The sequence below is a fragment of the Streptosporangium jomthongense genome (assembly GCF_042650425.1).
In the GTDB taxonomy this organism is placed as follows: Bacteria; Actinomycetota; Actinomycetes; order Streptosporangiales; family Streptosporangiaceae; genus Streptosporangium.
This window is the reverse complement of sequence record NZ_JBHSBC010000032.1, coordinates 181,388-203,194: the sequence shown is the minus strand read 5'-3', so window position 1 is coordinate 203,194 and position 21,807 is coordinate 181,388. Positions and strand designations below refer to the sequence as shown.

Annotated in this window: 18 protein-coding genes; 16 read left to right on the top strand and 2 right to left on the bottom strand. The window is 68.3% G+C overall.

Annotation, left to right across the window (positions count from 1 at the left end; translation table 11 throughout):
• Positions 1 to 39: 39 nt before the first annotated feature.
• From ACFOYY_RS26530 to ACFOYY_RS26480, 11 genes are all read left to right on the top strand, one after another.
• Positions 40 to 1,380 carry an MraY family glycosyltransferase gene (locus tag ACFOYY_RS26530; RefSeq protein WP_362909853.1) on the top strand — a complete coding sequence of 447 codons (1,341 nt, stop codon included), beginning with the start codon at positions 40 to 42 and terminating at the stop codon, positions 1,378 to 1,380.
• Positions 1,381 to 2,431: 1,051 nt separating this feature from the next.
• A complete protein-coding gene (locus ACFOYY_RS26525; protein WP_352009657.1) occupies positions 2,432 to 2,860 on the top strand; it encodes a hypothetical protein in 429 nt (142 codons plus the stop codon).
• Between the two features lie 305 nt (positions 2,861 to 3,165).
• Positions 3,166 to 3,957 carry a F0F1 ATP synthase subunit A gene (atpB, locus tag ACFOYY_RS26520; RefSeq protein ID WP_386193016.1) on the top strand — a complete coding sequence of 264 codons (792 nt, stop codon included), beginning with the start codon at positions 3,166 to 3,168 and terminating at the stop codon, positions 3,955 to 3,957.
• Between the two features lie 70 nt (positions 3,958 to 4,027).
• Positions 4,028 to 4,258, top strand: a complete 231-nt coding sequence (gene atpE, locus ACFOYY_RS26515) for an ATP synthase F0 subunit C (protein ID WP_352009655.1) — start codon at positions 4,028 to 4,030, stop codon at positions 4,256 to 4,258.
• 35 nt (positions 4,259 to 4,293) lie between these two features.
• Complete coding sequence (locus ACFOYY_RS26510; RefSeq protein ID WP_352009654.1) at positions 4,294 to 4,833, top strand: F0F1 ATP synthase subunit B; 540 nt, start codon at positions 4,294 to 4,296, stop codon at positions 4,831 to 4,833.
• Positions 4,833 to 5,642, top strand: a complete 810-nt coding sequence (locus ACFOYY_RS26505) for a F0F1 ATP synthase subunit delta (protein WP_352009653.1) — start codon at positions 4,833 to 4,835, stop codon at positions 5,640 to 5,642. The genes ACFOYY_RS26510 and ACFOYY_RS26505 overlap by 1 nt, the downstream gene beginning before the upstream one ends.
• Positions 5,643 to 5,665: 23 nt before the next feature.
• A complete protein-coding gene (gene atpA, locus ACFOYY_RS26500; protein WP_352009652.1) occupies positions 5,666 to 7,315 on the top strand; it encodes a F0F1 ATP synthase subunit alpha in 1,650 nt (549 codons plus the stop codon).
• A gap of 3 nt (positions 7,316 to 7,318) precedes the next feature.
• Complete coding sequence (locus tag ACFOYY_RS26495) at positions 7,319 to 8,218, top strand: F0F1 ATP synthase subunit gamma (RefSeq protein ID WP_352009651.1); 900 nt, start codon at positions 7,319 to 7,321, stop codon at positions 8,216 to 8,218.
• Position 8,219: 1 nt separating this feature from the next.
• Positions 8,220 to 9,647 (top strand): F0F1 ATP synthase subunit beta, encoded by a 1,428-nt coding sequence (gene atpD, locus ACFOYY_RS26490; protein ID WP_352009650.1) that lies wholly within the window; start codon positions 8,220 to 8,222, stop codon positions 9,645 to 9,647.
• A 62-nt stretch (positions 9,648 to 9,709) separates the two neighbouring features.
• On the top strand, positions 9,710 to 10,117 hold the full coding sequence (locus tag ACFOYY_RS26485) for a F0F1 ATP synthase subunit epsilon (RefSeq protein WP_352009649.1): 408 nt from the start codon (positions 9,710 to 9,712) through the stop codon (positions 10,115 to 10,117).
• Between the two features lie 42 nt (positions 10,118 to 10,159).
• Entirely contained in the window at positions 10,160 to 10,573 is a 414-nt protein-coding gene (locus ACFOYY_RS26480) for a DUF2550 domain-containing protein (RefSeq protein ID WP_352009648.1), read from the top strand.
• Between the two features lie 295 nt (positions 10,574 to 10,868).
• On the opposite strand, the gene ACFOYY_RS26475 is transcribed toward ACFOYY_RS26480, so the two are convergent.
• Both ACFOYY_RS26475 and ACFOYY_RS26470 read right to left on the bottom strand, forming a co-directional pair.
• Positions 10,869 to 12,476 carry a M4 family metallopeptidase gene (locus ACFOYY_RS26475; RefSeq protein ID WP_352009647.1) on the bottom strand — a complete coding sequence of 536 codons (1,608 nt, stop codon included), beginning with the start codon at positions 12,474 to 12,476 and terminating at the stop codon, positions 10,869 to 10,871.
• A gap of 1,483 nt (positions 12,477 to 13,959) precedes the next feature.
• Entirely contained in the window at positions 13,960 to 14,550 is a 591-nt protein-coding gene (locus ACFOYY_RS26470) for a cob(I)yrinic acid a,c-diamide adenosyltransferase (protein ID WP_362777085.1), read from the bottom strand.
• Between the two features lie 66 nt (positions 14,551 to 14,616).
• Between ACFOYY_RS26470 and ACFOYY_RS26465 the strand changes: the two genes are divergently transcribed.
• From ACFOYY_RS26465 to ACFOYY_RS26445, 5 genes are all read left to right on the top strand, one after another.
• Positions 14,617 to 17,790, top strand: coding sequence for a S41 family peptidase (locus ACFOYY_RS26465; protein WP_386193008.1), 3,174 nt, complete (start codon positions 14,617 to 14,619; stop codon positions 17,788 to 17,790).
• 91 nt (positions 17,791 to 17,881) lie between these two features.
• Complete coding sequence (locus tag ACFOYY_RS26460) at positions 17,882 to 18,940, top strand: ABC transporter ATP-binding protein (RefSeq protein ID WP_352009644.1); 1,059 nt, start codon at positions 17,882 to 17,884, stop codon at positions 18,938 to 18,940.
• Between the two features lie 83 nt (positions 18,941 to 19,023).
• Positions 19,024 to 19,821 (top strand): ABC transporter permease, encoded by a 798-nt coding sequence (locus tag ACFOYY_RS26455; protein WP_352009643.1) that lies wholly within the window; start codon positions 19,024 to 19,026, stop codon positions 19,819 to 19,821.
• 52 nt (positions 19,822 to 19,873) lie between these two features.
• Complete coding sequence (locus tag ACFOYY_RS26450; RefSeq protein WP_352009642.1) at positions 19,874 to 21,103, top strand: sensor histidine kinase; 1,230 nt, start codon at positions 19,874 to 19,876, stop codon at positions 21,101 to 21,103.
• Positions 21,100 to 21,693: a response regulator transcription factor gene (locus ACFOYY_RS26445; protein ID WP_352009641.1), complete on the top strand. Its 594-nt coding sequence runs from the start codon at positions 21,100 to 21,102 to the stop codon at positions 21,691 to 21,693. Before ACFOYY_RS26450 ends, ACFOYY_RS26445 begins: the two co-directional genes overlap by 4 nt.
• Positions 21,694 to 21,807: the final 114 nt, after the last annotated feature.

The window sequence follows — 21,807 nt, the reverse complement described above, 5'->3', positions numbered from 1 at the left end:
TCGGTCACAGATGGCCCGACTATCAGAGAAACTAGGTCCGTGCGCGAATACCTACTCATGGCACTGGTCGCGGCGGCGGCCACGTACCTGCTGGTCCCACTGGTCCGCGTGTTCGCCATCCGCATCGGCGCGATGCCGGAGGTCCGTGACCGTGACGTGCACACCGTCCCGACCCCCAGACTCGGCGGCCTTGCCATGTACGGCGGACTCGTCGCCGGCCTGCTGATCGCGAGCAGCCTGCCGTACGCGGGAGGCAAGCTGGGGGAGGAGACCTTCGCCGGCGGCAACACCGCGATCGCGCTGATCGCGGCGGGCGGCCTGATCACGCTCACCGGCTTCCTCGACGACTGGTGGGGGATGAGCGCGCTGGTCAAGCTGGCCGGGCAGATCGGCGCCGCGGGCGTCCTGGTGGCCTTCGACGTCACCCTGCCGTGGCTTCCGCTGCCCAACGCCATGGGCGGGCCGTTCGGTCTCGATTCGACGCTCCGCCCGTTGATCACCATCCTGGTCGTGGTCGTCGCGATCAACGCGGTGAACTTCGTCGACGGGCTCGACGGGCTCGCCGCCGGGATCGTCGGCATCGCCGCGATGGCCACCTGGGTCTACTCCGTCGTCCTGTCCAGTTACTACGGCAACACCAGCATCAACGTCACGGCGGTCATCGCCTCGGTGCTGATCGGTGTCTGCCTGGGCTTCCTGCCGCACAACTTCCATCCGGCGAAGATCTTCATGGGTGACACCGGGGCGATGCTGCTCGGGCTGGTCCTGTCCTCCACGATGATCACCATCACGCCGCTCGACTCGACCACCATCAACCGCTTCCCGGTCATCCTGCCGCTGCTCGTGCCCGTCGCCATCCTGGTGCTTCCGCTGCTCGACCTGATCATGGCGGTGATCCGGCGCACCTCGAACGGTCTGTCGCCTTTCGCGCCCGACCGGGGCCACCTGCACCACCGGCTGCTGGACATCGGCCACTCGCACCGGCGCACGGTGCTGATCATGTACGCCTGGACGATCCTGTTCGCCTTCACCGTCGTGGCGATGGCCGTTGAGGGCCTCCCGCTTGTGCTGTTCCTGCTGACCTTCCTGCTGGCGGTCGTGGTGCTGGTGGTGATGGCGCTGCCCAGCTGGCGCGCGCGCAGGAACGCGGGGGGCGGCCGCCACGTGCGTTCGGACGCGGAGCCGTCCTCCGTCCAGCCGGCACCGCCGTTCCCCGCTCAGCCTCCGTATCCCCCCGGCCCTCCCGGCGCCCCCATGGCCGCCCTGGGAGCACCGGTGGCCTATCCGCCCGCCCCTCAGGTGCCCGGTGTGGGAGAGGACACGGCTGTGCTGTCGGCGCTCCCCGGACCCGGTTTCTCCAACCCGGAGACGCTGCCCTGAGGTCGTTCGGTGTGTGATCCGTCACTGTACGGCTGGGGCCGGTGTCTCCCCGTGCCCCTTCCCGGGCGTGTGATGCCCCTGTGAGGACGCCGGGCGTGGGCCTCGGCCGTCCCGGCGACGGGAACGGCGGTGACCTCCCGCACACGTCCGGTGGCGGGATATCGGACACGGATTCCCGGTAGGGGAAAAACAGAGCGAACCCCGAGAAATGATCTCTTTCTTCATGAATGCCGGTCAGTTCATCGTGCTTCGGTGGGAGATCGCCCCGCAGGGTGATGCATGGGATTGTCGTCCTATGCGATGCGAAGTCTGAATTGTTGCTGGAGTGATCTCCGCGTGGGGTCGATGAGAGGTATGAAAGCCGCAATTCGGATGCGTTCTTCGGTGCCGTCGTCCGGTCCGGGCGGGACGGCCCCCTCCGGGAGCGTGAGTCGCTCCTCATGACGGGGGTGGGGGGCTCCGTGGAGAGATCGCTGATCAGAGGTGGGCGGTGCCGTACGTCGCGGGGGCGTTGAGGGGCCGGCGCCGACGTCCACGGTGAAATCCGGGGTAAGGTCATGACTCCGTATAACGAATCCCTGATTCGGGTGCCGCTTTACTCCGGGCTCGGAAGGCCGTGTTCGATCCCGGTCAGGCAGAGTTCGTATTCGTTTGATTTGGCGCATGAGAGGCATTGAGGGAAAACAGTTCTTTTTCCCTGGTTAATGGTGCGGCGAAATCGATTGCGAACCGCGGGGAGCGGAAAAGGGTATGCTCGTTCGCCGGGGTCGGTGGCCTGTATCCACCGGTCCGCAGGGGTCGGGTGAGCCGTCAGGGGTGCCGGCGACCCGGTGCGGCCGAATGCCGCTTTCCCGTGGAAGGCGCGCCGGTCGTTCCGGAGGGCGCCGGGTCGTGCCGGGTCCGGCCGCCGGACACTTCTTGATCGTTTACTTGAAACGGCAGGTAAAGGCGGCCTTCGAGAGCTTGTGATAGCTTTCACTAGCAGGCAGGCGTCATGAACGCATCCTGCGCCGTAGCAATTGCTCGCTTGATAACCGTACCTGGAGCACCGATGCAGGCCAACGATCTCCAAGTTCTCAAAGCCGCCGCGATCCCCACGGCGCTACTGGGGCTGGTCGCCGTTGTCGTCTCCGCGGTCCTCTCGGGCGGCAAGGGGGCACTGGGAGCGGGCATAGGCGTCCTCGTGGTCGGCGCCTTCTTCACGATCGGCCTGCTGGCCGTCGTCTACGCGGCCCGGATCTCGCCCACGATGATGATGGCCGCCGCGATGGGCGTCTTCTTCACCAAGATCCTCGCGCTGGTGGTGCTGCTGACCGCCTTCGAGGACACCACCGTGTGGAGCCCGATGGCCTTCGCCCTGACGGTCATCGCGTGCACGATCTGCTGGACGGCCGGTGAGGCACGCGGCTTCCTGAAACTCCGGATCCTCTACGTCGACCCCGACGCGACGGTGCCCGGCCAGTTCGGGAGCAAGCGATGACAAGTCGCGATCTTCACAGCCCGTCCCCTAAGCTCGTCATGGCAGACGAGGCGGGACCGGTCACGGTCGGCCCTCCCGGGAGAGAGAACCCTGGAGGCTGGCCCGGTATGACTAGTCAGAGCCCCGCCTGCTATTGTCGCGTGCGCGATAAACATCGCGATAGACGAAGGTAGAGGAACGTCCTTCGGAGCCATCGAGCCCTGGTCTCCTCACCATCTTCACCCTCCTCGTCCGGCCGGCCTGCATACGGCGCGGCAGCCGGATGACACCCTCTTGACCAATCATCACGACGAAGGGAACGCCGAGTGAGCGCCGCGCTGACGCCTCTCGCCTCCGAGGAGTTCCATGCTCCGGGGCTCGGCATATTCGACTGGCCGCCGCTCGTCGAAGGTCAGGCCTGGTTCAACAAGCCCGCTCTCCTCGCCTTCATCGGCGGATTGCTGGTCATAGCCTTCGCCTTCGCCGCCTTCTCCCGGCCCAAGCTGGTGCCCAGGGGCGTGCAGAACGTCGGCGAACTCGCCTACGAGTTCGTCCGCGAGCAGATCGCCAGGCCGAACCTCGGCAAGGACAGCGACCGGTGGATGCCGCTGCTGTTCACCATGTTCCTCTTCGTGTGGATCATGAACCTGTTCGGCTCCATCATCTTCATCCAGTTCCCGGTGATGTCACGCATCGGTTACCCCGCGGTCCTCGCGATCGGGGTGTGGGTGCTGGTGATGTACCTGGGCATCAAGAACCAGGGCCCCATCAAGTTCTTCACGAACGTGATGTTCCCTCCCGGCCTGCCGACCTGGATCTACTTCCTGGTCGCGCCGATCGAGCTCGTCTCCACGTTCTTCCTGCGCCACATCACGCACGCGATCCGGTTGTTCGCCACCATGATGGCCGGTCACCTGATCATCGGCCTGTTCTCCGAGGTCGGCTGGCACTTCCTGTTCGTCCAGCTGACCCCGCTTGGGGCTCCGGTCGGCGTGCTCGGCGTCGTCATGACGCTCCTGCTGACGGCCTTCGAGTTGTTCATCCAGGCGCTGCAGGCCTACGTGTTCGCGTTGCTGACCGCCATGTTCATCAACGACGCCCTGCACGCCGCGCACTAAGACTTTTCCCTCTCACCGCCAGAGAACCCCGGTGGACACTCCACTGGTCGATAGAAAAGGAAACCAACCAATGAGTGGTCTGCTCGCCGAAGTGACCGGCAACCTCGGTTCCATCGGCTACGGCCTCGCAGCGATCGGCCCCGGTGTCGGCATCGGCATCATCTTCGGTCAGGGTGTGCAGGCCATCGCCCGCCAGCCCGAGGCCTACGGCCTGATCCGCCAGAACATGATCCTGGGCTTCGTGTTCGCCGAGGCGCTCGCGCTGATCGGTATCGCGCTCGCGTTCGTCTTCCGGACCTGAGAAACACCACCCCGCTCTGACGGAAGGCAGCACCCATGTATCTCCTAGCGGCAGAGGAAGCAAGCAATCCGCTTGTGCCCAACGTGGCCGAGATGGTCGTCGGCGGGTTCGCGTTCCTGGTCGTCCTCTTCATCGTCGGGCGTCTCCTGGTTCCCCGTATCCAGAAGACCCTGGCCGAGCGCGTCGACGCGATCGAGGGCGGCCTGAAGCGAGCCGCTGACGCTCAGGAAGAGGCGCAGCGGGCCCTCAAGCAGTACCGCGACCAGCTGGCCGAGGCTCGTCACGAGGCGTCCCGCCTGCGTGAAGAGGCCCGGGAGCAGGGCGCGCAGATCAAGGCCGAGCTCCGCGAGGAGGCGCAGGCCGAGGCCCGTCGTCTCATCGAGGCCGCGCACGCCCAGATCGAGGCCGACCGCCAGCAGGCGTTCGCCCAGCTTCGCACGGAGATCGGCCGCCTGTCGGTCGACCTCGCCGGTCGTATCGTCGGTGAGTCCCTCCAGGACGAGGCGCGCCAGCGCCGTACCGTCGACCGGTTCCTTGAGGAGCTTGAGGCCGGCAGCAGCGCGGCGGTTCGCTGATGCGAGGTCTGAGCAGGGCTTCGCTGGCCGAGGTCGAAGAGCGCTTCAACGCCGTCGCGGGAAGCGCCGACCTCGGCTCGCTGGCCGACGAGCTTTTCGCGGTCGCCGACCTGTTCGACCGTGAGCACGGGCTCCGGCGCTATATGTCCGACCCGGCCCGCCCGGCGTCCCAGAAGGCCCAGGCCGTACGGGTTCTGCTGGAGGGCAAGGTCAGCGGTGCCGCCCTGGAGACGGTCATCCAGGCCGTCTCCGTCAGGTGGTCCGGCTCCGGAGACCTGGCCGACGCCCTTGAGCGGCTCGGCGTCGTCGCCGCCTCGGCCGAGGCCGAGGCACAGAGCAAGCTCGACGACGTCGAGGACGAACTGTTCAGGTTCGGGCGCATCGTCGCCTCGAACCTGGACCTGCAGCGCGTCCTGGCCGACCCCGCCGTCACCGGACAGGCCAAGCAGGAGCTGCTCGGCTCCCTGCTCGACGGCAAGGTCGCCCCCACCACGCTCCGTCTGGTCACGCAGCTTGTGCTGCATCCGCGAGGACGTAGCCTGGACAGAGGGCTGGACGAGTTCGGCAGCCTGGTCGCCGCCCAGAGGCAGCGCCTCGTCGCGGTGGTGCGCAGCGCGGTCGAGCTTTCCGAGGAGCAGAAGCGGCGTCTCGCCACGTGGCTCCGCACCTCGTACGGCCGCGACGTTCACCTGAACGTCGAGGTGGACCCGCGAGTGCTCGGAGGGTTCTCGGTGCGGATCGGGGACGACCTCATCGACACCACGATCGCGGGACGAATCGAAGAAGTCCGCCGCCGGTTGGCCGGCTAGGCGAATAGGGAGACTGAAGAGAGATGGCGGAGCTTACGATCCGGCCGGACGAGATCCGGGACGCGCTTGAGCGCTTCGTCCAGGCGTACGAGCCGGAAGGCGCCGCGCGCGAGGAGATCGGGACCGTCGTCGACTGCGGCGACGGTATCGCCCATGTCTCCGGCCTTCCCTCGGCGATGGCGAACGAGCTGCTTGAGTTCGAGGACGGTACGCGCGGCCTGGCACTGAACCTGGACGTCCGGGAGATCGGTGTCGTTGTTCTGGGCGACTTCAGCAAGATCGAGGAGGGCCAGTCGGTCCGCAGGACGGGCGAGGTCCTGTCCGTGCCGGTCGGCGACTCCTTCCTCGGCCGAGTGGTCGACCCGCTGGGTGTTCCGCTGGACGGCAAGGGTGCCATCGAGTCCGAGGGCCTGCGCGCCCTTGAGCTCCAGGCCCCGTCGGTCGTTCAGCGCCAGCCGGTCAAGGAGCCGCTGCAGACCGGCCTCAAGGCGGTTGACGCCATGACGCCGATCGGCCGCGGCCAGCGTCAGCTGATCATCGGTGACCGTGGCACCGGCAAGACCGCCATCGCCGTGGACACCATCCTCAACCAGCGGGAGAACTGGCTCTCCGGCGACCCCGAGAAGCAGGTTCGCTGCGTCTACGTCGCCGTCGGCCAGAAGGGCTCCACGATCGCGCAGGTCAAGGGCCGCCTTGAGGAGGCGGGCGCGATGGAGTACACCACCATCGTCGCCGCCCCGGCCTCCGACCCCGCCGGTTACAAGTACCTCGCCCCCTACACCGGCTCGGCCATCGGCCAGCACTGGATGTACCAGGGCAAGCACGTCCTCATCGTCTTCGACGACCTGACCAAGCAGGCCGACGCCTACCGCGCCGTCTCCCTGCTGCTGCGCCGCCCGCCGGGCCGTGAGGCCTTCCCCGGCGACGTCTTCTACTTGCACTCCCGTCTGCTGGAGCGCTGCGCGAAGCTGTCGAAGGAGATGGGCGCGGGCTCGATGACCGGTCTGCCGATCATCGAGACCAAGGGCAACGACGTCTCGGCGTTCATCCCGACCAACGTCATCTCCATCACCGACGGTCAGTGCTTCCTTGAGACCGACCTGTTCAACTCGGGTGTGCGTCCGGCCATCAACGTCGGTGTCTCCGTCTCCCGAGTCGGTGGCTCCGCGCAGATCAAGGCGATGCGCAAGGTCGCGGGCACGCTGCGTCTGTCGCTGTCGCAGTTCCGTGACCTGGAGGCCTTCGCCTCCTTCGCCTCCGACCTGGACGCGGCCTCCCGCGCCCAGCTGGAGCGCGGCCAGCGCCTGGTCGAGCTGCTCAAGCAGCCGCAGTACGCCCCCTTCCCCATCGAGAAGCAGGTCGTCTCGGTCTGGGCCGGCACCACGGGCGAGCTGGACGACGTCCCCGTCGAGGACATCCGCCGCTTCGAGGCGGAGTTCCTGGACTACGTCGCCAGGGAGAAGAAGGGCGTCTTCGACAGCATCCGCGAGACGAAGGACCTCTCCGACGACACGGTGACCGCCCTCAAGGACGGCATCACCGAGTTCAAGAAGACCTTCGAGACCTCGTCGGGCGAGCTGCTGGTCAACGAGGAGCCGGTCGCCGCGCTGTCCGCGGACGAGGTCGGCCAGGAGAAGATCACCAAGCACGTCCGCTCTGCCGAGAAGAAGTAGCCGATGGGTGCCCAGCTAAGACTGCTGCGGCGGCGGATCAAGTCGGTCAGGTCCACGGCGAAGATCACCCGCGCCCAGGAGCTCATCGCCTCGTCGCGCATCGTCAAGGCGCAGCAGCGTATGCAGGCGGCCGTGCCGTACGAGCGTGAGATCACCCGCGCCGTCACGGGCGTCGTCAGCAACACCAGCAGCGTCGACCACCCGCTGACGGTGTCGAAGGAGCGGCCCGCCAAGGCGGCCGTGCTCATCGTCACCAGTGACCGCGGGTTCTGCGGTGGCTTCAACGCCAACATCCTGCGTGAGGCCGAGGCCCTCGGCACGCTGCTGAAGGGCAAGGGCATCACGCCGGTTCCCTTCGTGGTCGGTCGTAAGGGCATCGCCTGGCACACCTTCCGCGGCCGCGAGATGGGCGGGAAGTGGGACGGCTTCTCCGACAACCCGTCCTACACCCACGCCAAGCAGATCGCGGACACGCTGATCGAGGCGTTCTCGGCGCAGGACGGGGTGGACGAGATCCACATCGTCTCGACCGGGTTCGTCTCGATGCTCACGCAGGAGGTCGCGGTCAGGCGGATTCTCCCGCTTGAGATCGAGGAGACCACCGCGAAGCCGGAGACGCCGCTGCCGTACTTCGAGTTCGAGCCCACCGCGGGCGCCGTGCTCGACACGCTGCTGCCGCGTTACGTGGAATCGCGTATCTTCAGCGCGCTGCTCCAGTCGGCCGCCTCCGAGCACGCCTCGCGTCGCCGGGCCATGAAGTCGGCGACCGACAACGCCAACGAGCTGATCCGTGTGTTCACCATGCAGATGAACCAGGCTCGCCAGGCCGAGATCACCCAGGAAATCAGCGAGATCGTCGGTGGCGCCAACGCGCTGGCTGACGCCGCAGCGGGGAAAGAGTGAAATGACTGCACAGACTGTTGAGACCGGCGTGGGCCGCGTCGCGCGGGTCACCGGTCCCGTCGTCGACGTGGAGTTCCCCGTCGAGGCGATGCCCGATATCTACAACGCGCTGAAGGTCGACGTCCTCCTCGCGGGGGAGACCAAGACCCTGACCCTGGAGGTCGCCCAGCACCTGGGTGACAACCTGGTCCGCGCCATCTCCATGCAGCCCACCGACGGTGTGACCCGTGGCGCTCCGGTGACCGACACCGGTGCCGCGATCTCCGTGCCGGTCGGCGACGTCGTCAAGGGCCACGTGTGGAGCACCCTGGGCGAGTCCCTGGACGTGCCGACCGCGTCGCTGAAGATCGAGGAGCGCTGGGGCATCCACCGCCCCTCGCCCTCCTTCGACTCCCTTGAGTCGCGCACCGAGATGCTGCCCACCGGCATCAAGGTCATCGACCTGCTCACCCCGTACGTCAAGGGTGGAAAGATCGGTCTGTTCGGTGGCGCCGGTGTCGGCAAGACCGTTCTGATCCAGGAGATGATCCGCCGAGTCGCGCTGAAGTTCTCGGGCACCTCGGTGTTCGCGGGCGTCGGCGAGCGCACCCGTGAGGGCAACGACCTCTGGCTGGAGATGGAGGAGGCGAACGTCCTCAAGGACACCGCCCTCGTCTTCGGCCAGATGGACGAGCCCCCGGGCACCCGTCTGCGCGTCGCGCTCTCCGCCCTCACCATGGCGGAGTACTTCCGTGACGTGCAGAAGCAGGACGTGCTTCTGTTCATCGACAACATCTTCCGGTTCACCCAGGCCGGTTCCGAGGTCTCCACCCTGCTCGGCCGTATGCCGTCCGCGGTGGGTTACCAGCCGACCCTGGCCGACGAGATGGGTGTTCTCCAGGAGCGCATCACCTCGACCCGCGGTCACTCGATCACCTCGATGCAGGCGATCTACGTCCCCGCGGACGACATCACCGACCCGGCCCCGCACAACGCGTTCGCGCACCTCGACGCGCAGACCGTTCTGTCCCGGCCGATCTCGGAGAAGGGCATCTACCCCGCGGTGGACCCGCTCGACTCCACCTCGCGGATCCTCGACCCGCTGATCCTCGGCGAGGAGCACTACCGCGTGGCCCAGGAGACCAAGCGGATTCTGCAGAAGTACAAGGAACTGCAGGACATCATCGCGATCCTGGGTATCGACGAGCTCTCCGAAGAGGACAAGGTCACCGTCAACCGGGCCCGCCGTATCGAGCGCTTCCTGTCGCACCCGATGTACGCCGCCGAGGCGTTCACCGGTCAGCCGGGTGAGTTCGTGCCGCTGGACGAGACGATCGCCTCGTTCAAGGGTCTGTGCGCCGGTGAGTACGACCACCTGCCCGAGCAGGCGTTCTTCATGGTCGGTGGCATCGAGCAGGCCATCGCCAAGGCCAAGGAACTCGCCCGCTAGTCGCCATCGGCACCGGTACGGCCCGGCCGTACCGGTGCCTGGTTCGAAAGGAACTCAGGAAAGTGGCGAAGCTGCGAGTAGGCGTTGTCTCGCCGGAGCGTGAGATCTGGTCGGGCGAGGCCGACATGGTGATTGCCAAGACCATTGACGGCGAGATCGGTATCATGCCTAAGCACGCGCCCGTGCTCGGCGTCCTCGTTGAGGGCGGCGTGCTGACGGTCAAGCGCGGCGGTGGCGAGCCCGACCTCGTCGCCGCGGTCCACGGAGGTTTCCTCTCGGTGGCGGACAACGAGGTGTCGATCCTGGCCGAGCTGGCCGAACTCGGCTCCGAGGTGGACGTCGCCGCCGCCAAGGACGCCCTCCAGCGGGCCCAGGCATCCATCGATGCCAACCAGGAGGACGCCGACGCCGCGATCGAGGTCAAGCGCGCCAGGGCAAGGTTGCGCGCGGCGGGCGAAGAAGTCGGATAAATTCTGCTTCTGAGCGCGGTATCGGTTGTTGGGGGCGGGGACATGGTGGTGCTGGACGTACTCATCGTCGTGGCGCTGCTGGCCGCCCTCCTCGCCTCCCGCGTGCTGATCCTGACCCGATCTCGGGGTTCGGTGCTGTGTTGCCTGCGTCCGATGTCGGGAGAACGAGGCTGGCGGGTCGGTGTGGCCCGCTACGCCGACGGTCACCTCAACTGGATTCCGCTCATAGGTCTGCTTCCAAGGCCGCGCCACGTGATCGTGAGGCGCGGCCTTGTCATTTCTGGACGACGCAGGATCGGGTCGGACGAGTTCTACGGCTTCATCGAAGGTGTGACGGCGCTGGAGTGCCGCAACGAGCGTGTGGCGTTCGAGCTCGCGATGGGGTACCGGGCCTTGACCGGCTTCGTCGCCTGGCTGGAGTCCGCCCCGCCCAGCGCCCATCTCGACGTGGCCTGACCCTCCTGGGTGAGGGCGGTCCACCCCGGCATGGAAGATGGCCCGGACCTGGTGTGGTCCGGGCCATCCGGCGTTCTCAGGGGAGAACGCGGCCCCGGGGACGGTCCTATGAGTGACGGTGCGGGTTGTCACCCATACGTGCCGTCCAACCGGGTCCACACGCCGTCACCGAGCCGGCGGCGGCTTTCGCCCTGAGGCGATTCGCCGATGAGGGTGCCGGGGGTTTGCCCGATGACGGGAGCCGACGGGCCTCGCGCGTGCCGGCGGGATCACCACCGCACACATCCGGTGCCTGTCACGGGCAGGTGGGCTCACCACTCTGCGCGCCGACGTTGATCGCGCTCCAGGCGGCCTTGACCGCGTTGAACTCGGCGCAGGTGTAGAGGGACTTGGCGGCCTTCAGGGTCGCCACGCGCGCCTTGCCGTGCGTCCAGGGGATGGTCTTGAGGTTGAGGCCGCCCTGGAAGATCCGTCCGGCCTTCTGGACGCCGATGCCGGTCAGGCTCGACGGGCCGGAGCAGACCGGGCTCGCGGGCTTGCCGCCACCGGGGTTGGTGCCCTCGGCGAGCAGGTAGAACCAGTGGTTCTGCGGGCCTGCGGCCTTGTGCACCTCGGTGCTGGGGATGGAGGAGCTGTAGCAGTTGGGGTCACCGTTGGTGCTCGGCTTGTACATGTAGCGGATCGGGCCGCTGCCGACCAGGTCGACCTCCTCACCGACGGTGTAGTCCGGCGGGTCGTAGGCGTTGTTGGCGTAGGCCTCGGTGAGGGCTCCGAAGATGTCACCGGTGGACTCGTTCAGGCCGCCGGCCTCGTTACCGCTGCCGGAGCCGCCGGAACCGGAGAACTGGAAGATGGCGTGGCCGTACTCGTGGGCGACCACGTCGATCGGAGTGGCCTGCCTGCTGTTCGACTGGTTGTGGCCGAAGTTGGTGTAGGAGCCGTTCCAGAAGGCGTTGACCTGGTTCAGGCCGACGCGAGCAGGGAAGGCGCCGCCGCTGCCGTTGAAGCCGTTGCGGCCGAGCCAGTTCCTCAGCAGGTCCCATTCCTTCTGGGCCGCGTAGAGGGCGTCGACGCAGGCGGTCTCAAGGTTGGTGCCGGAGCCGTTGCCCCAGGAGTCGGAGCTCTTGGTGTAGGCGGAGCCGCTCTGACCGCCACACTTCAGGCCGGGCCTGGTGCCGTCGGTCATGGAGTAGGAGCCACCCGAGCCCGAGGTCTGGATGGTGACCGGGTTGCCGTTGTAGTAGCTGTTGCCGGTTCCCTCCTTGACCTCGTCCACCTTGTCGATGACGGCGCCGGTGCGCGCGTCGACGTACACGTGGAGAACACTCTCGGCGTTGTCCGAGCGTCCGGTTACCCCGACCTCCCAGGCCAGCGCCGGGGTCTCGGTCGCCGCGTGGACGACGAGCACCGGCGCGGAGGCGGTCGCGACGGTGGTGAGCTGGCCGCGGGCGGTGGCCGCAGCCGCGTCCGCGCTGACGACGGGGGTGGTGTCCAGGTTGAGCGTGGCCTGCTGCCCGGAGACGACGTCCCGTGCCTGCTCGCCCGTCCGGTCGGTGGCGACGATCACGTCACCGCCGTAGACGGGAAGGCCCCGGTAGCTGCGCTTGTAGTGCACGTACTGGAGGCCGAAGGTGCCCACGACGGTCTTCTCGCGGACGAAGCTGTCTTCCGGAGCCTTGTGCAGTGCCTGGGACTGCGCCACCAGCGCCCTGTCCGCGGTGGCGATCGCACGCTCACTGCTCTGGGCGTCCGGCGGGGCGTAGGCGCCATCGGAGTTCGCGGTGGCCGAAGGGCCGGTGCCGTTCGGCTGGGCGTACGCGCCGGTCGCGCTCGTGAGCGCGGATGTGGCCAGGGCGGCTGCCGCCAGTACGGCGACGCCCCCCAACCTTGTCTTGGACCTCACTACGGATGACTCCTCTCACAAGTCCCACAAAGGGGGGAAGGGACTAGCAGGAGCCCGTGGCCGGCCAGGGCTGCACTAAAGGTGACATGCAACAGATAGATTGACAAGCCTCGTAAAGGCATAGCATTTTCGTATGTCAAGGCAAACGGTAAGTAACGACCCTCGGAACCCTCCGTCGCCACCCGTCCACGCTGCGCATGTGCGACGGGGCGCGTCCAAGGGGCGGGAGGTCGGGGCCCATATCGCCTCCCCGGCTTGGCGCGCTGCGCCCGGTCCGTGCGCGGACGGCGGCGCGGCGGCCATAACGCTCGGAGAATGGAACCCGGCTCCGGAACGGAGATCTCGGCCCGGACGGGGAAGGGGCGGGGTCACGGCGCGTGTGCGGGATTCGCGCTCCGGGCCCGGCCTGGCCGGTGGGGGATTGAGGTGATCCCGGTCGGGATGGGCCCGGCGTTCGAACCGGGTGGATCTCCGCTGTCGCGCGTCGCACCGGCCTGTGGGTTCGAACCCGTCCGGCCGGGCCGTCGCCGGTTCCGGCCGGTAGCCGGGTGGTGGGAACGTTCCGGCCGGTCCGTGGACGGCGGGGCGTTCTATGGGGATTCGCGTCGGCGGACCCCGCCCATTCGGCGATAAGTGTCACCCGCCTATAAGGGACAAGCCATGACATTTTGCCACCGCGGGGATGGTGGTCGACGGCGAGGTCAAAGCCCGACTTGTCGGCTGCTCGTGCCGTTCATGGAAACCCGGAGACGTGTCCGTCGGCCCGTCCGCAGCGGTCGTGCCCGTGGGGCGGCCTCTCGGGGAACCGCCAGGTGAAGGCCATTGCCGTAGGCTCCGGTCTCCTGTTTCTCAATTGTGAGAAAGCCGTCCGCCTTCTCCCTCTCTTTCGGCTCCAAACAGATTTAACCGCTCCGGATTCGGCCGCCGTTGGCCTTTCGGTGAACCTCCAGGAGGCTCATTCCCGGGCATGATGACCCGTCTCACCCAAGATCTTTAAGCCCTCCGGCGAAGCGCCCCATCCCATGACGGCAACCAACCAACACACGAAAAATGAACTTTTGGCACCCATCGCGCCTACGCGGGGAGCCCCCGATCCCACCCAGCCGACGACACAGGCGACCACCCCCACACGGGAGCAGGGGGCGCGAGGCGCCTCTCTCTCATTCCGCCTTCCCGGACGCCCCGACCCCAAGCGTGAAGAGTTCCACCCGGACACCGGGACGCCGCTTCCGAAGGGTTTGATCTTGGCTTTCCCGGCCCCAAGTGTGAGGAGTGTCGGCTTGGGCGCGTCGGTGCTTGGACTGAGGAACGCAGGAGCGCAGCGACGAAGTGACGAGGGAAAGCACCGACTCGGGGCGCCCAAGCCCGCGGCGCCGAAGGCGGCGCAAAGAGACACAGCGACGAGGGAAAGCACCGACTCGAAGCGCCCAAGCCCGCGACGCCGTCAGGCGGAGCAAGGAGACACAGCCAGGCGGAGCAAGCGCTAACGCGTACCCCCCGGCTTCCACAGGATCTCATCGCCCCCGGCGGCGACGCGGCACAGGATGAACAGCAGGTCGCTGAGGCGGTTGAGGTACTTCGCGGTCAGCGGGTTGACGTCGTCGTGCTCTTCGAGGGCCGCCCAGACGGTCCGTTCCGCGCGCCGGGCCACGGTCCGTGCGACGTGGAGCTGGGCCACGGCGAGGGTGCCGCCGGGCAGGATGAAGCTGCGCAGTGGCCTGAGCCGTTCGTTGAACTCGTCGCACCTGGCTTCGAGCCACTCGACGTAGGAGGCTTCGACGCGCAGCGGGGGGAACTCGGGGTTCTCGGTGATCGGCGTGGACAGGTCGGCGCCGAGGTCGAACAGTTCGTTCTGCACCCGGGTCAGGACCGTGGTGACGTCCTCGTCGAGGGTGCCCACGGCCAGGGCGACACCGATCGCGGCGTTGGCCTCCTCCACGTCGGCGTAGGCGGCGAGCCGGGAGTCGGTCTTGCGGGTGCGGCTCATGTCGCCGAGTGCCGTCGTACCGTCGTCGCCGGTGCGCGTGTAGATCTTGGAGAGCACCACCGGGTTGTCTCTGTCAGCTCGGGTCATGAGACTCAGCGTATCTTGCGCAGAATTACTCCTGATTAGTTAGATAGCTGACAATATGATTTACCGATGGTTTCCGGTTTTTACCTGCGTTTCCCGCACATCTCCCGGGAGACTCTGACCTTCGTCGCCGACGACGACGTCTGGACCGCTCCCGCCGAAGGCGGCAGGGCCTGGCGCCTGACCTCGGACAGGGCGCCGGCCTCGCATCCCCGGCTCTCTCCCGATGCGACCAGGGTCGCGTGGACGAGTGTCCGCGACGGCCACCCCGAGGTGCACCTCGCCGACCTTGAGTCCGGGTCGGCGGAGAGGCTGACCTACTGGAACGACCCCAGGACCCGCACCCGCGGCTGGACTCCGGACGGCAGGATTCTCGCGATCAGCGCGACCGGCGAGCCGTTCGTCTGGCGGAACTGGGCCTACGCGCTCGGCGACGGCCACGTCGAGCGGCTGCCGTACGGGCCGGTCTTCGATCTGTCGGCCACGGGGGACGGCGGGGGATCGGGGGAGGCGGGGGCGACGGTCGCGTTGCTCACCGCCTCACTCTCCCGCGACCCCGCCGTCTGGAAGCGTTACCGAGGCGGTACGGCGGGCCGCCTGTGGGTACGGCGCGGCCTGTCGGATGAGTTCGAACAGGTCCTGCCGGAGGTGAGAGGCACCTTCGCCAACCCGATGCTGGTCGGGGGACGGCTGGTCTTCCTCTCCGACCACGAGGGCGTCGGCAACCTCTACTCCTGTGAGCTCGACGGCACCGGACTGCGCCGCCACACCGACCATGACGTCTTCTACGCCCGTCACGCGACCACTGACGGGACCAGGATCGTCTACCAGAACGCCGGGGACGTCTACCTGCTCGACGATCTCGACGGCTCCTCGCGCAAACTCGACGTGACGCTCGGTTCGCCGCCGAGGGGGCGGCAGCCGTACCAGGTCAATCCGGGGTGGCGGTTGCACGATCTGGCGGTGGACGCGACGGGGCAGGCGAGCGCGGTCGAGGTCCAGGGGACGGTGCACTGGCTCACCCACCGGGACGGGCCCGCGCGGCAGCTCAGCACGGGCCTGGCCGCCGGCACGCCTCGGCTTCTGGGCGCGGACCGGGTGGTGTGGGTCTTCGACGACGGGGAGCGTCAGGGGCTGGAGATCGGCCCGGCCGGCGGTGGGGAGACCCGCAGGATCGCCGCCGGGCGGCTGGGCGAGGTCGGTGACCTGGCCGTGGCGCCCGACGCGAACACGATCGCGGTCGCGGCCAGGGACGGCGGGCTGCTCCTGGTCGACGTGGCCTCGGGGGAGGTCGTCGAGCTGTCCAGGGCGAACGGCGAGATCAGCGGGCTGACCTGGTCTCCGGACTCCGCATGGCTGGCGTGGTCGCACCCGGACGCGACCCCGCTGCGCCGGATCAGGCTGGCGAGGATGGCCGACCGGGTCGTCACCGACGTCACCGACGGGCGGTTCGTCGACGTCTCGCCCGCCTTCGCCGGGAGGTATCTGGCGTTCCTGTCGCGCAGGGGCTTCGACCCCGTCTACGACGCGCACTCCTTCGACATGTCCTTCCCGTTCGGCTACCGGCCGTACCTGGTGCCGCTGGCCGCGGCGACGCCTTCGCCGTTCGCGCCGAGCGGGGAGGGGCGGCCCCTGACGGATCCCGAGGACGACAAGGACGGAGATCTCCCGTTCACCGTCGATCTCGACGGCATCGCCTCCAGGGTGGTGCAGGTGCCGGTGCCGGAGGGACGTTACTCGGCGCTCAGCGCGGTCAAGGACGGCATCGTCTGGCTGCGTGAGCCGCTGGCGGGTGAGCTGGGTGAGGACCGGGACAAGGTCGGCGGTGATGCCCCCAGGGCCGCGCTCGACCGTTTCGACCTGGTCAAGCGCAAGTGCGAGGAGGTGGTGGACAAGCTCGACTGGTACGCGGTGAGCGGGGACGGCACCCAGCTCGTCGTCTCGGACAAGGGGACCCTCACGGTCAGGCCGGTCACGGGCAAGAACGGTGAGGACACGACCGTCGACCTGTCGCGTATCCGCGTCACCGCCGACCCGGTCGCCCTGTGGCGGCACGCCTACACCGAGATGGGCCGCAGGGTCAGGGCCGACTTCTGGGTCGAGGACCTGGCGGAGGTGGAGTGGGAGGCCGTGCTCGACGAGTACCGGCCGCTGGTCGAGCGTCTGGCGACCCAGGACGACTTCGCGGACCTGCTGTGGGAGGTCATGGGGGAGCTGGGAACCTCGCACTGCTACGTCTACGCGGCTCCGTGGGGGCACCGGGTCTCCGAGCCGGTGGGTCTGCTCGGCGCCGACCTGTCCCGGGACGAGGAGGGCCACTGGCGGATAGACCGGGTACTGCCCGGCGAGTCCTCGGACGTGCACGCCCGCTCGCCGCTGGCCGTACCGGGGGCGGGGATCACGCCGGGGGAGAGGCTGCTGGCCGTGGACGGCCGTCCGGTGCCCCCGCAGGGCCCGGCGCCGCTGCTGATCGGTGCGGCGGACAAACCGGTCGAGCTGACCCTGGGCGGTGGGCGGAGGGTCGTCGTCACCCCGTTGCGCGACGACCGGCGCCTGCGTTACCAGGACTGGGTCACCGAGCGCAGGACGCACGTCCGTGAGCTGGGGGCAGGCAGGGTCGGTTATCTGCACATCCCGGACATGGTCGCGGAGGGCTGGGCGCAGTTCCACCGTGATCTGCGCAGGGAGATGACCAGGGAGGCACTGGTGGTCGACCTGCGTGGCAACCGGGGTGGCCACACCTCCGAGCTGATCATCGAGAAGCTGATCCGCCGGATCATCGCCTGGGACCTGCCCAGGGGCCTGAACCCGGTCACCTATCCCGAGGACGCCCCGCGTGGCCCGCTGGTCGCGGTCACCGACTACAACGCGGGGTCGGACGGCGACATCGTCACGGCGGCCTTCAAGATCCACAAGCTCGGTCCCGTGGTCGGCACCCGGACCTGGGGCGGCGTCATCGGCACGGAGGGCGACCACCGCCTGGTGGACGGCACCTACATCACCGTGGCGAGGTACGCCTTCTGGTTCGACGAGCTCGGCTGGGGGGTCGAGAACTACGGCGTCGATCCCGACGTCGAGGTGGAGATCACCCCCGGTGACTGGGCGCGGGGCCGGGACCCGCAGATCGAGGAGGCGGTACGGCTGGCGCTGGCCGCTCTTGAGGAGCGGCCTGCGGCGAAGGCTCCCGACCTCTCGCGGCGTCCGTCCCGGCGTCGTCCGGCGCTGCCGCCCCGGTCCGGATGACATTTGTCAGCTCCGTCGGCTGACATCTCTCTGCTGGTGTGGTGATATCGGCGACTACCTGGTGAAAGGCGGAAACAGCAGGATTGTCGCCATGAGAACACCACAGCTCGCGGACACGGCGGAGATCGGAACCGTCGGCCTCGAAAACGTGATCGAGGTCGGCGGGCTCCGGCAGAAGTACGGTGACTTCGAGGCGGTGCGCGGCGTCTCCTTCACCGTCGCCAGGGGCGAGATCTTCGCCCTGCTCGGCACGAACGGCGCGGGCAAGACGACCACCATGGAGGTCCTGGGGGGCTTCACGCCCGCCACCGAGGGGAGCGTCAGGGTCCTCGGCCTCGACCCGATCAGGCAGCGCCGCAGCCTGCGTCCCCGTATCGGGATCATGCTGCAGGAGGGTGGCTTCCTGGGGGACCTCACGGTCGCCGAGACCGTCGGGCTGTGGAAGGGGCTGAGCGAGGACGCGGGACGCCCCGTGACCCTGTCCGGCACCGGGACGCCGGGACGCCTGTCCATCACGGGCTGGACGAAGGGCGTCGACCGGCAGACCATGGGCGCGCTTGAGCTGGTCGGCCTGGAGAACAAGGCCAGGACCAGGGTCAAGCAGCTCTCCGGCGGTCAGAAGCGCAGGCTCGACCTCGCGCTGGCCGTACTGTCCGCCCCGGAGCTGCTCTTCCTCGACGAGCCGACCACCGGTATGGACCCCGAGGCGCGCCGTACCACGTGGCGGGTGATCGAGGACCTGCGGGAACGCGGCACGAGCGTGCTGCTCACCACGCACTACCTGGAGGAGGCCGAGCGCCTCGCGGGCCGCCTGGCGATCATGCACGAGGGGCGGATCCACACCTACGGGACGGTCGAGGAGGTCGTCGCGGGCTCCGGCGACACCATCTCCTTCCGGCTCGGCGGGGCCTCCCGCTCCTACGACGAGCTGCCCTTCCTGGACGGCGCGGCCCCGGCGCTCACCTACACGGGCGACGGCACCGAGGTCGCCTACACGCTGACCGGCGACCAGGTCCAGGCCCGCGCGCACGCCGCCCTCTCACCGCTGCTGGCCTGGGCCGACAGCCGGGGCGAGGTCCTGGAGCGGCTGACCGTACGCCGGGGGACCCTGGAGGACGCCTTCATGCGGGTCCTCGGGGAGACGGCGTAGGACCGGAGACCATCCGGGTGGACGGCGGAGCGATCCGCGGGGAGACGACAGGCCGCACGACGGCCGGAAGGCAACGACAGACCATGAGAACCGACGCCCTGCACGCCGTACGGCTGGCCAAGATCGACCTGACCCTGATCTTCAGGAACACCACCGTCCTGTTCACCGTGCTGCTGATGCCGCTGTTGATGGCCTGGCTGTTCACCCAGACCCAGGGGGGCGCGACCATCGAGGGGGTGTCCGCCAAGCTCTTCGTGCTGACCGGAATGCCGGGCCTGATGATGGGGTTCGCGGTCTTCGTCAACCTGGTCAACTCATTGACGGCCCGTCGTGAGGAACTGGTGCTCAAGCGGCTGCGCGGGGGCCAGCCTTCTGCGGCGGCGGTTCTGGCGGGAAGCGCCCTCGGTGCGCTCGCTCTCTTCTTCGGTCAGGTCGTCCTGCTGGGGATCTGGATCCAGCGCACCGAGGGGGCGACCCCGGTCAACGTGCCGTTGATGCTCCTGGCCGCGGTCCTGGGGGTGACGGTGTTCGGGCTGCTGGCCGCCGCCTGCTCCGGCCTGACCCCCAACGCCGAGATGGCCCAGATCACGGTGCTCCCGATCCTCCTGCTCCTGATGATCGGCTCGCCGGTCGCCTTCCCGACGAACGCGCTGCCCGGCCTGCTGGGGACGATCTCCGGCCTGCTCCCGATCACCCCGATCGTGAAGATCATGCGCAGCGCCTTCCTCGGCTCCGACCACTACTCCGGCAGCGGCAGGGCGCTGAGCGTGCTGGAGCAGTGGACGGGGGCGCTGCCCTCCTTCGGAATCCTGGTCGTCTGGATCGCGGTGACGGCCCTGTTGGCCGGATGGCTGTTCCGGTGGGAACCCCGGCACGGATAACGTCTACCGCGAGATGCAGACAAAAAGTGACACAGGGGAGGCGGGAGGCGACATGCCTCCCGCCTCGCCGGTGTTCTCCGGAGAGCCCGGACGTCCGTCCTGGAAGACCGTCCTCGGCAAGCTGCGGATGTCGCTGTGGTGCCATCCCGGGCGTACGAGTGTCGAGCGGCTGCGCAGGTCGACCGTCGGCACGCTGCTGATCGGCGTGGCCTTCGCCTGGCTCGGCACCTTCGTGAGGCTCACCGCGCAGGGCCGGCACCTCCTGGCCCCTCTGACGATCTTCGATATGGCGGGGACGGCCGCCTTCAGCATCCTGTACGTGCAGATGGTCAGAGCCTCGATCGCCGGGGTCAGGGCGACCCGCGAGATGATCGCCTCCGGCGCGCTCGTCCTGGTCATGTTGGTGTCCCTGCACGGTGAGCTGTGGTCCCTCGGGCTCCTGGCCGTCGCCTGGTCCTCGGGCGCGGCCCTGCTGCTGGACAGGAGAGGGGCGATCGCCGTGTCCGTCGGCGCGGCGGCCGTCGCGGTGCTCGTCGTGCCCAGCGGACGTCTCGGGCTCGACGACACCTCCGCCCTCGCGATAGCGACCTTCCTCGCGATGGCCATGTTCATGCCGTGGGCCAACCGCTTCCAGCTCTGGTTCTGGAAGGTGGTCAGAGCGGCCGAGGAGGGCAAGGAGGCCATGGCCAGGCTGGCGGTGACCGAGGAACGGCTGCGCTTCTCCCGTGACCTGCACGACCTGGTCGGGCACAGCCTGTCCGCGATCGCTCTCAAGAGCGAGGTCGCCGCCAAGTTGTCGGCCGTGGACGCCGAGCGGGCCGCCGCGGAGATGGGCGAGGTGCGCGTGCTGGCACGCGAGGCGCTCAAGGAGATCCGTACGGCGGTGCGCGGCTACCGCACGGTCGATTTCGACGCCGAGTTGCGCAGCATGACGGCCGTGCTTGAGGCGGGCGGCATCGGCTGTTCCCTCGAACTCCCGAAGGAGGGGGTCCCCGACGAGGCGGCCACGCTGCTGGCCTGGGTGATCAGGGAGGGCACGACCAACGTGCTCAGGCACAGCTCGGCGACCCGCTGCCGGATCGCGATCACCCTGCGGGAGGGTACGGCGGTGCTGGAGATGACCAACGACGGCGCCACCGGGCCGGGCGGGCGCGGCGGCACCGGGCTGACGGGCATGTCGGAGCGGGTGACGGCGATGGGCGGGGTCCTCACCGCGGGCGCGGGCGAGGGCGCGGGGGAGTTCAGGTTGCGGGCCACGATCCCGCTGGAGGGGGCACGATGATCCGGGTTCTGCTGGCAGACGACGCGCACCTGATCCGCAGGGCGATCGCCACGCTGCTCGGCCTGGAGCCGGACATCGAGGTGGTCGCCGAGGTGTCCAGGGGCGACCTGGTGGCGCAGGCCGTACAGGATCACAGCCCGGACGTGGTGGTGCTGGACATCGAGATGCCGGGGATGGACGGGCTGAGCGTGGCCGAGACACTGCCCGGTCACGCCGTGCTGATCCTGACCAGCTTCGGGCGGCCGGGCTACCTGAGGAGGGCGCTGGCCGCGGGGGTGCGCGGGTTCGTCCCCAAGGACGCCTCGGCCGAGGAACTGGCGGCGGCGATCCGCAAGATCCACGCGGGCGGCCGATATCTCGACCCCGAGATGGCCGCCTCGGCGATGATGGCGGGGGAGAACCCGCTCACCGAACGCGAGCGCGACGCCCTGTCCCTGGCCTCCCAGGGGGCGACGGTCGCCCAGATCGCGGCCTCACTGCACCTCACCGAGGGGACGGTGCGCAACTACCTGTCCAGCTCCATCACCAAGCTCGGCGCGACCAACCGGATCACCGCGATCCGTGTCGCGCAGGAAAAAGGTTGGTTATGAACAGCATCTTTCTCCCAGAAGGGGGCAAGGGCTCCTCATGACGGCAGAAAGCCCAGTCCTGGGACAGGGCTTTCACACGGTCCGATGTGCACGTGGTCGGCCGACCGAGGTGGC

Coding starts and splice junctions, on each gene's coding strand:
- ACFOYY_RS26525 (WP_352009657.1), top strand. CDS start 2,432: ATGCAGGCCAACGATCTCCAAGTTCTCAAAGCCGCCGCGATCCCCACG.
- atpE (WP_352009655.1), top strand. CDS start 4,028: ATGAGTGGTCTGCTCGCCGAAGTGACCGGCAACCTCGGTTCCATCGGC.
- ACFOYY_RS26510 (WP_352009654.1), top strand. CDS start 4,294: ATGTATCTCCTAGCGGCAGAGGAAGCAAGCAATCCGCTTGTGCCCAAC.
- ACFOYY_RS26505 (WP_352009653.1), top strand. CDS start 4,833: ATGCGAGGTCTGAGCAGGGCTTCGCTGGCCGAGGTCGAAGAGCGCTTC.
- atpA (WP_352009652.1), top strand. CDS start 5,666: ATGGCGGAGCTTACGATCCGGCCGGACGAGATCCGGGACGCGCTTGAG.
- ACFOYY_RS26495 (WP_352009651.1), top strand. CDS start 7,319: ATGGGTGCCCAGCTAAGACTGCTGCGGCGGCGGATCAAGTCGGTCAGG.
- atpD (WP_352009650.1), top strand. CDS start 8,220: ATGACTGCACAGACTGTTGAGACCGGCGTGGGCCGCGTCGCGCGGGTC.
- ACFOYY_RS26480 (WP_352009648.1), top strand. CDS start 10,160: ATGGTGGTGCTGGACGTACTCATCGTCGTGGCGCTGCTGGCCGCCCTC.
- ACFOYY_RS26470 (WP_362777085.1), bottom strand. CDS start 14,550: ATGACCCGAGCTGACAGAGACAACCCGGTGGTGCTCTCCAAGATCTAC.
- ACFOYY_RS26465 (WP_386193008.1), top strand. CDS start 14,617: ATGGTTTCCGGTTTTTACCTGCGTTTCCCGCACATCTCCCGGGAGACT.
- ACFOYY_RS26460 (WP_352009644.1), top strand. CDS start 17,882: ATGAGAACACCACAGCTCGCGGACACGGCGGAGATCGGAACCGTCGGC.
- ACFOYY_RS26455 (WP_352009643.1), top strand. CDS start 19,024: ATGAGAACCGACGCCCTGCACGCCGTACGGCTGGCCAAGATCGACCTG.
- ACFOYY_RS26450 (WP_352009642.1), top strand. CDS start 19,874: ATGCCTCCCGCCTCGCCGGTGTTCTCCGGAGAGCCCGGACGTCCGTCC.
- ACFOYY_RS26445 (WP_352009641.1), top strand. CDS start 21,100: ATGATCCGGGTTCTGCTGGCAGACGACGCGCACCTGATCCGCAGGGCG.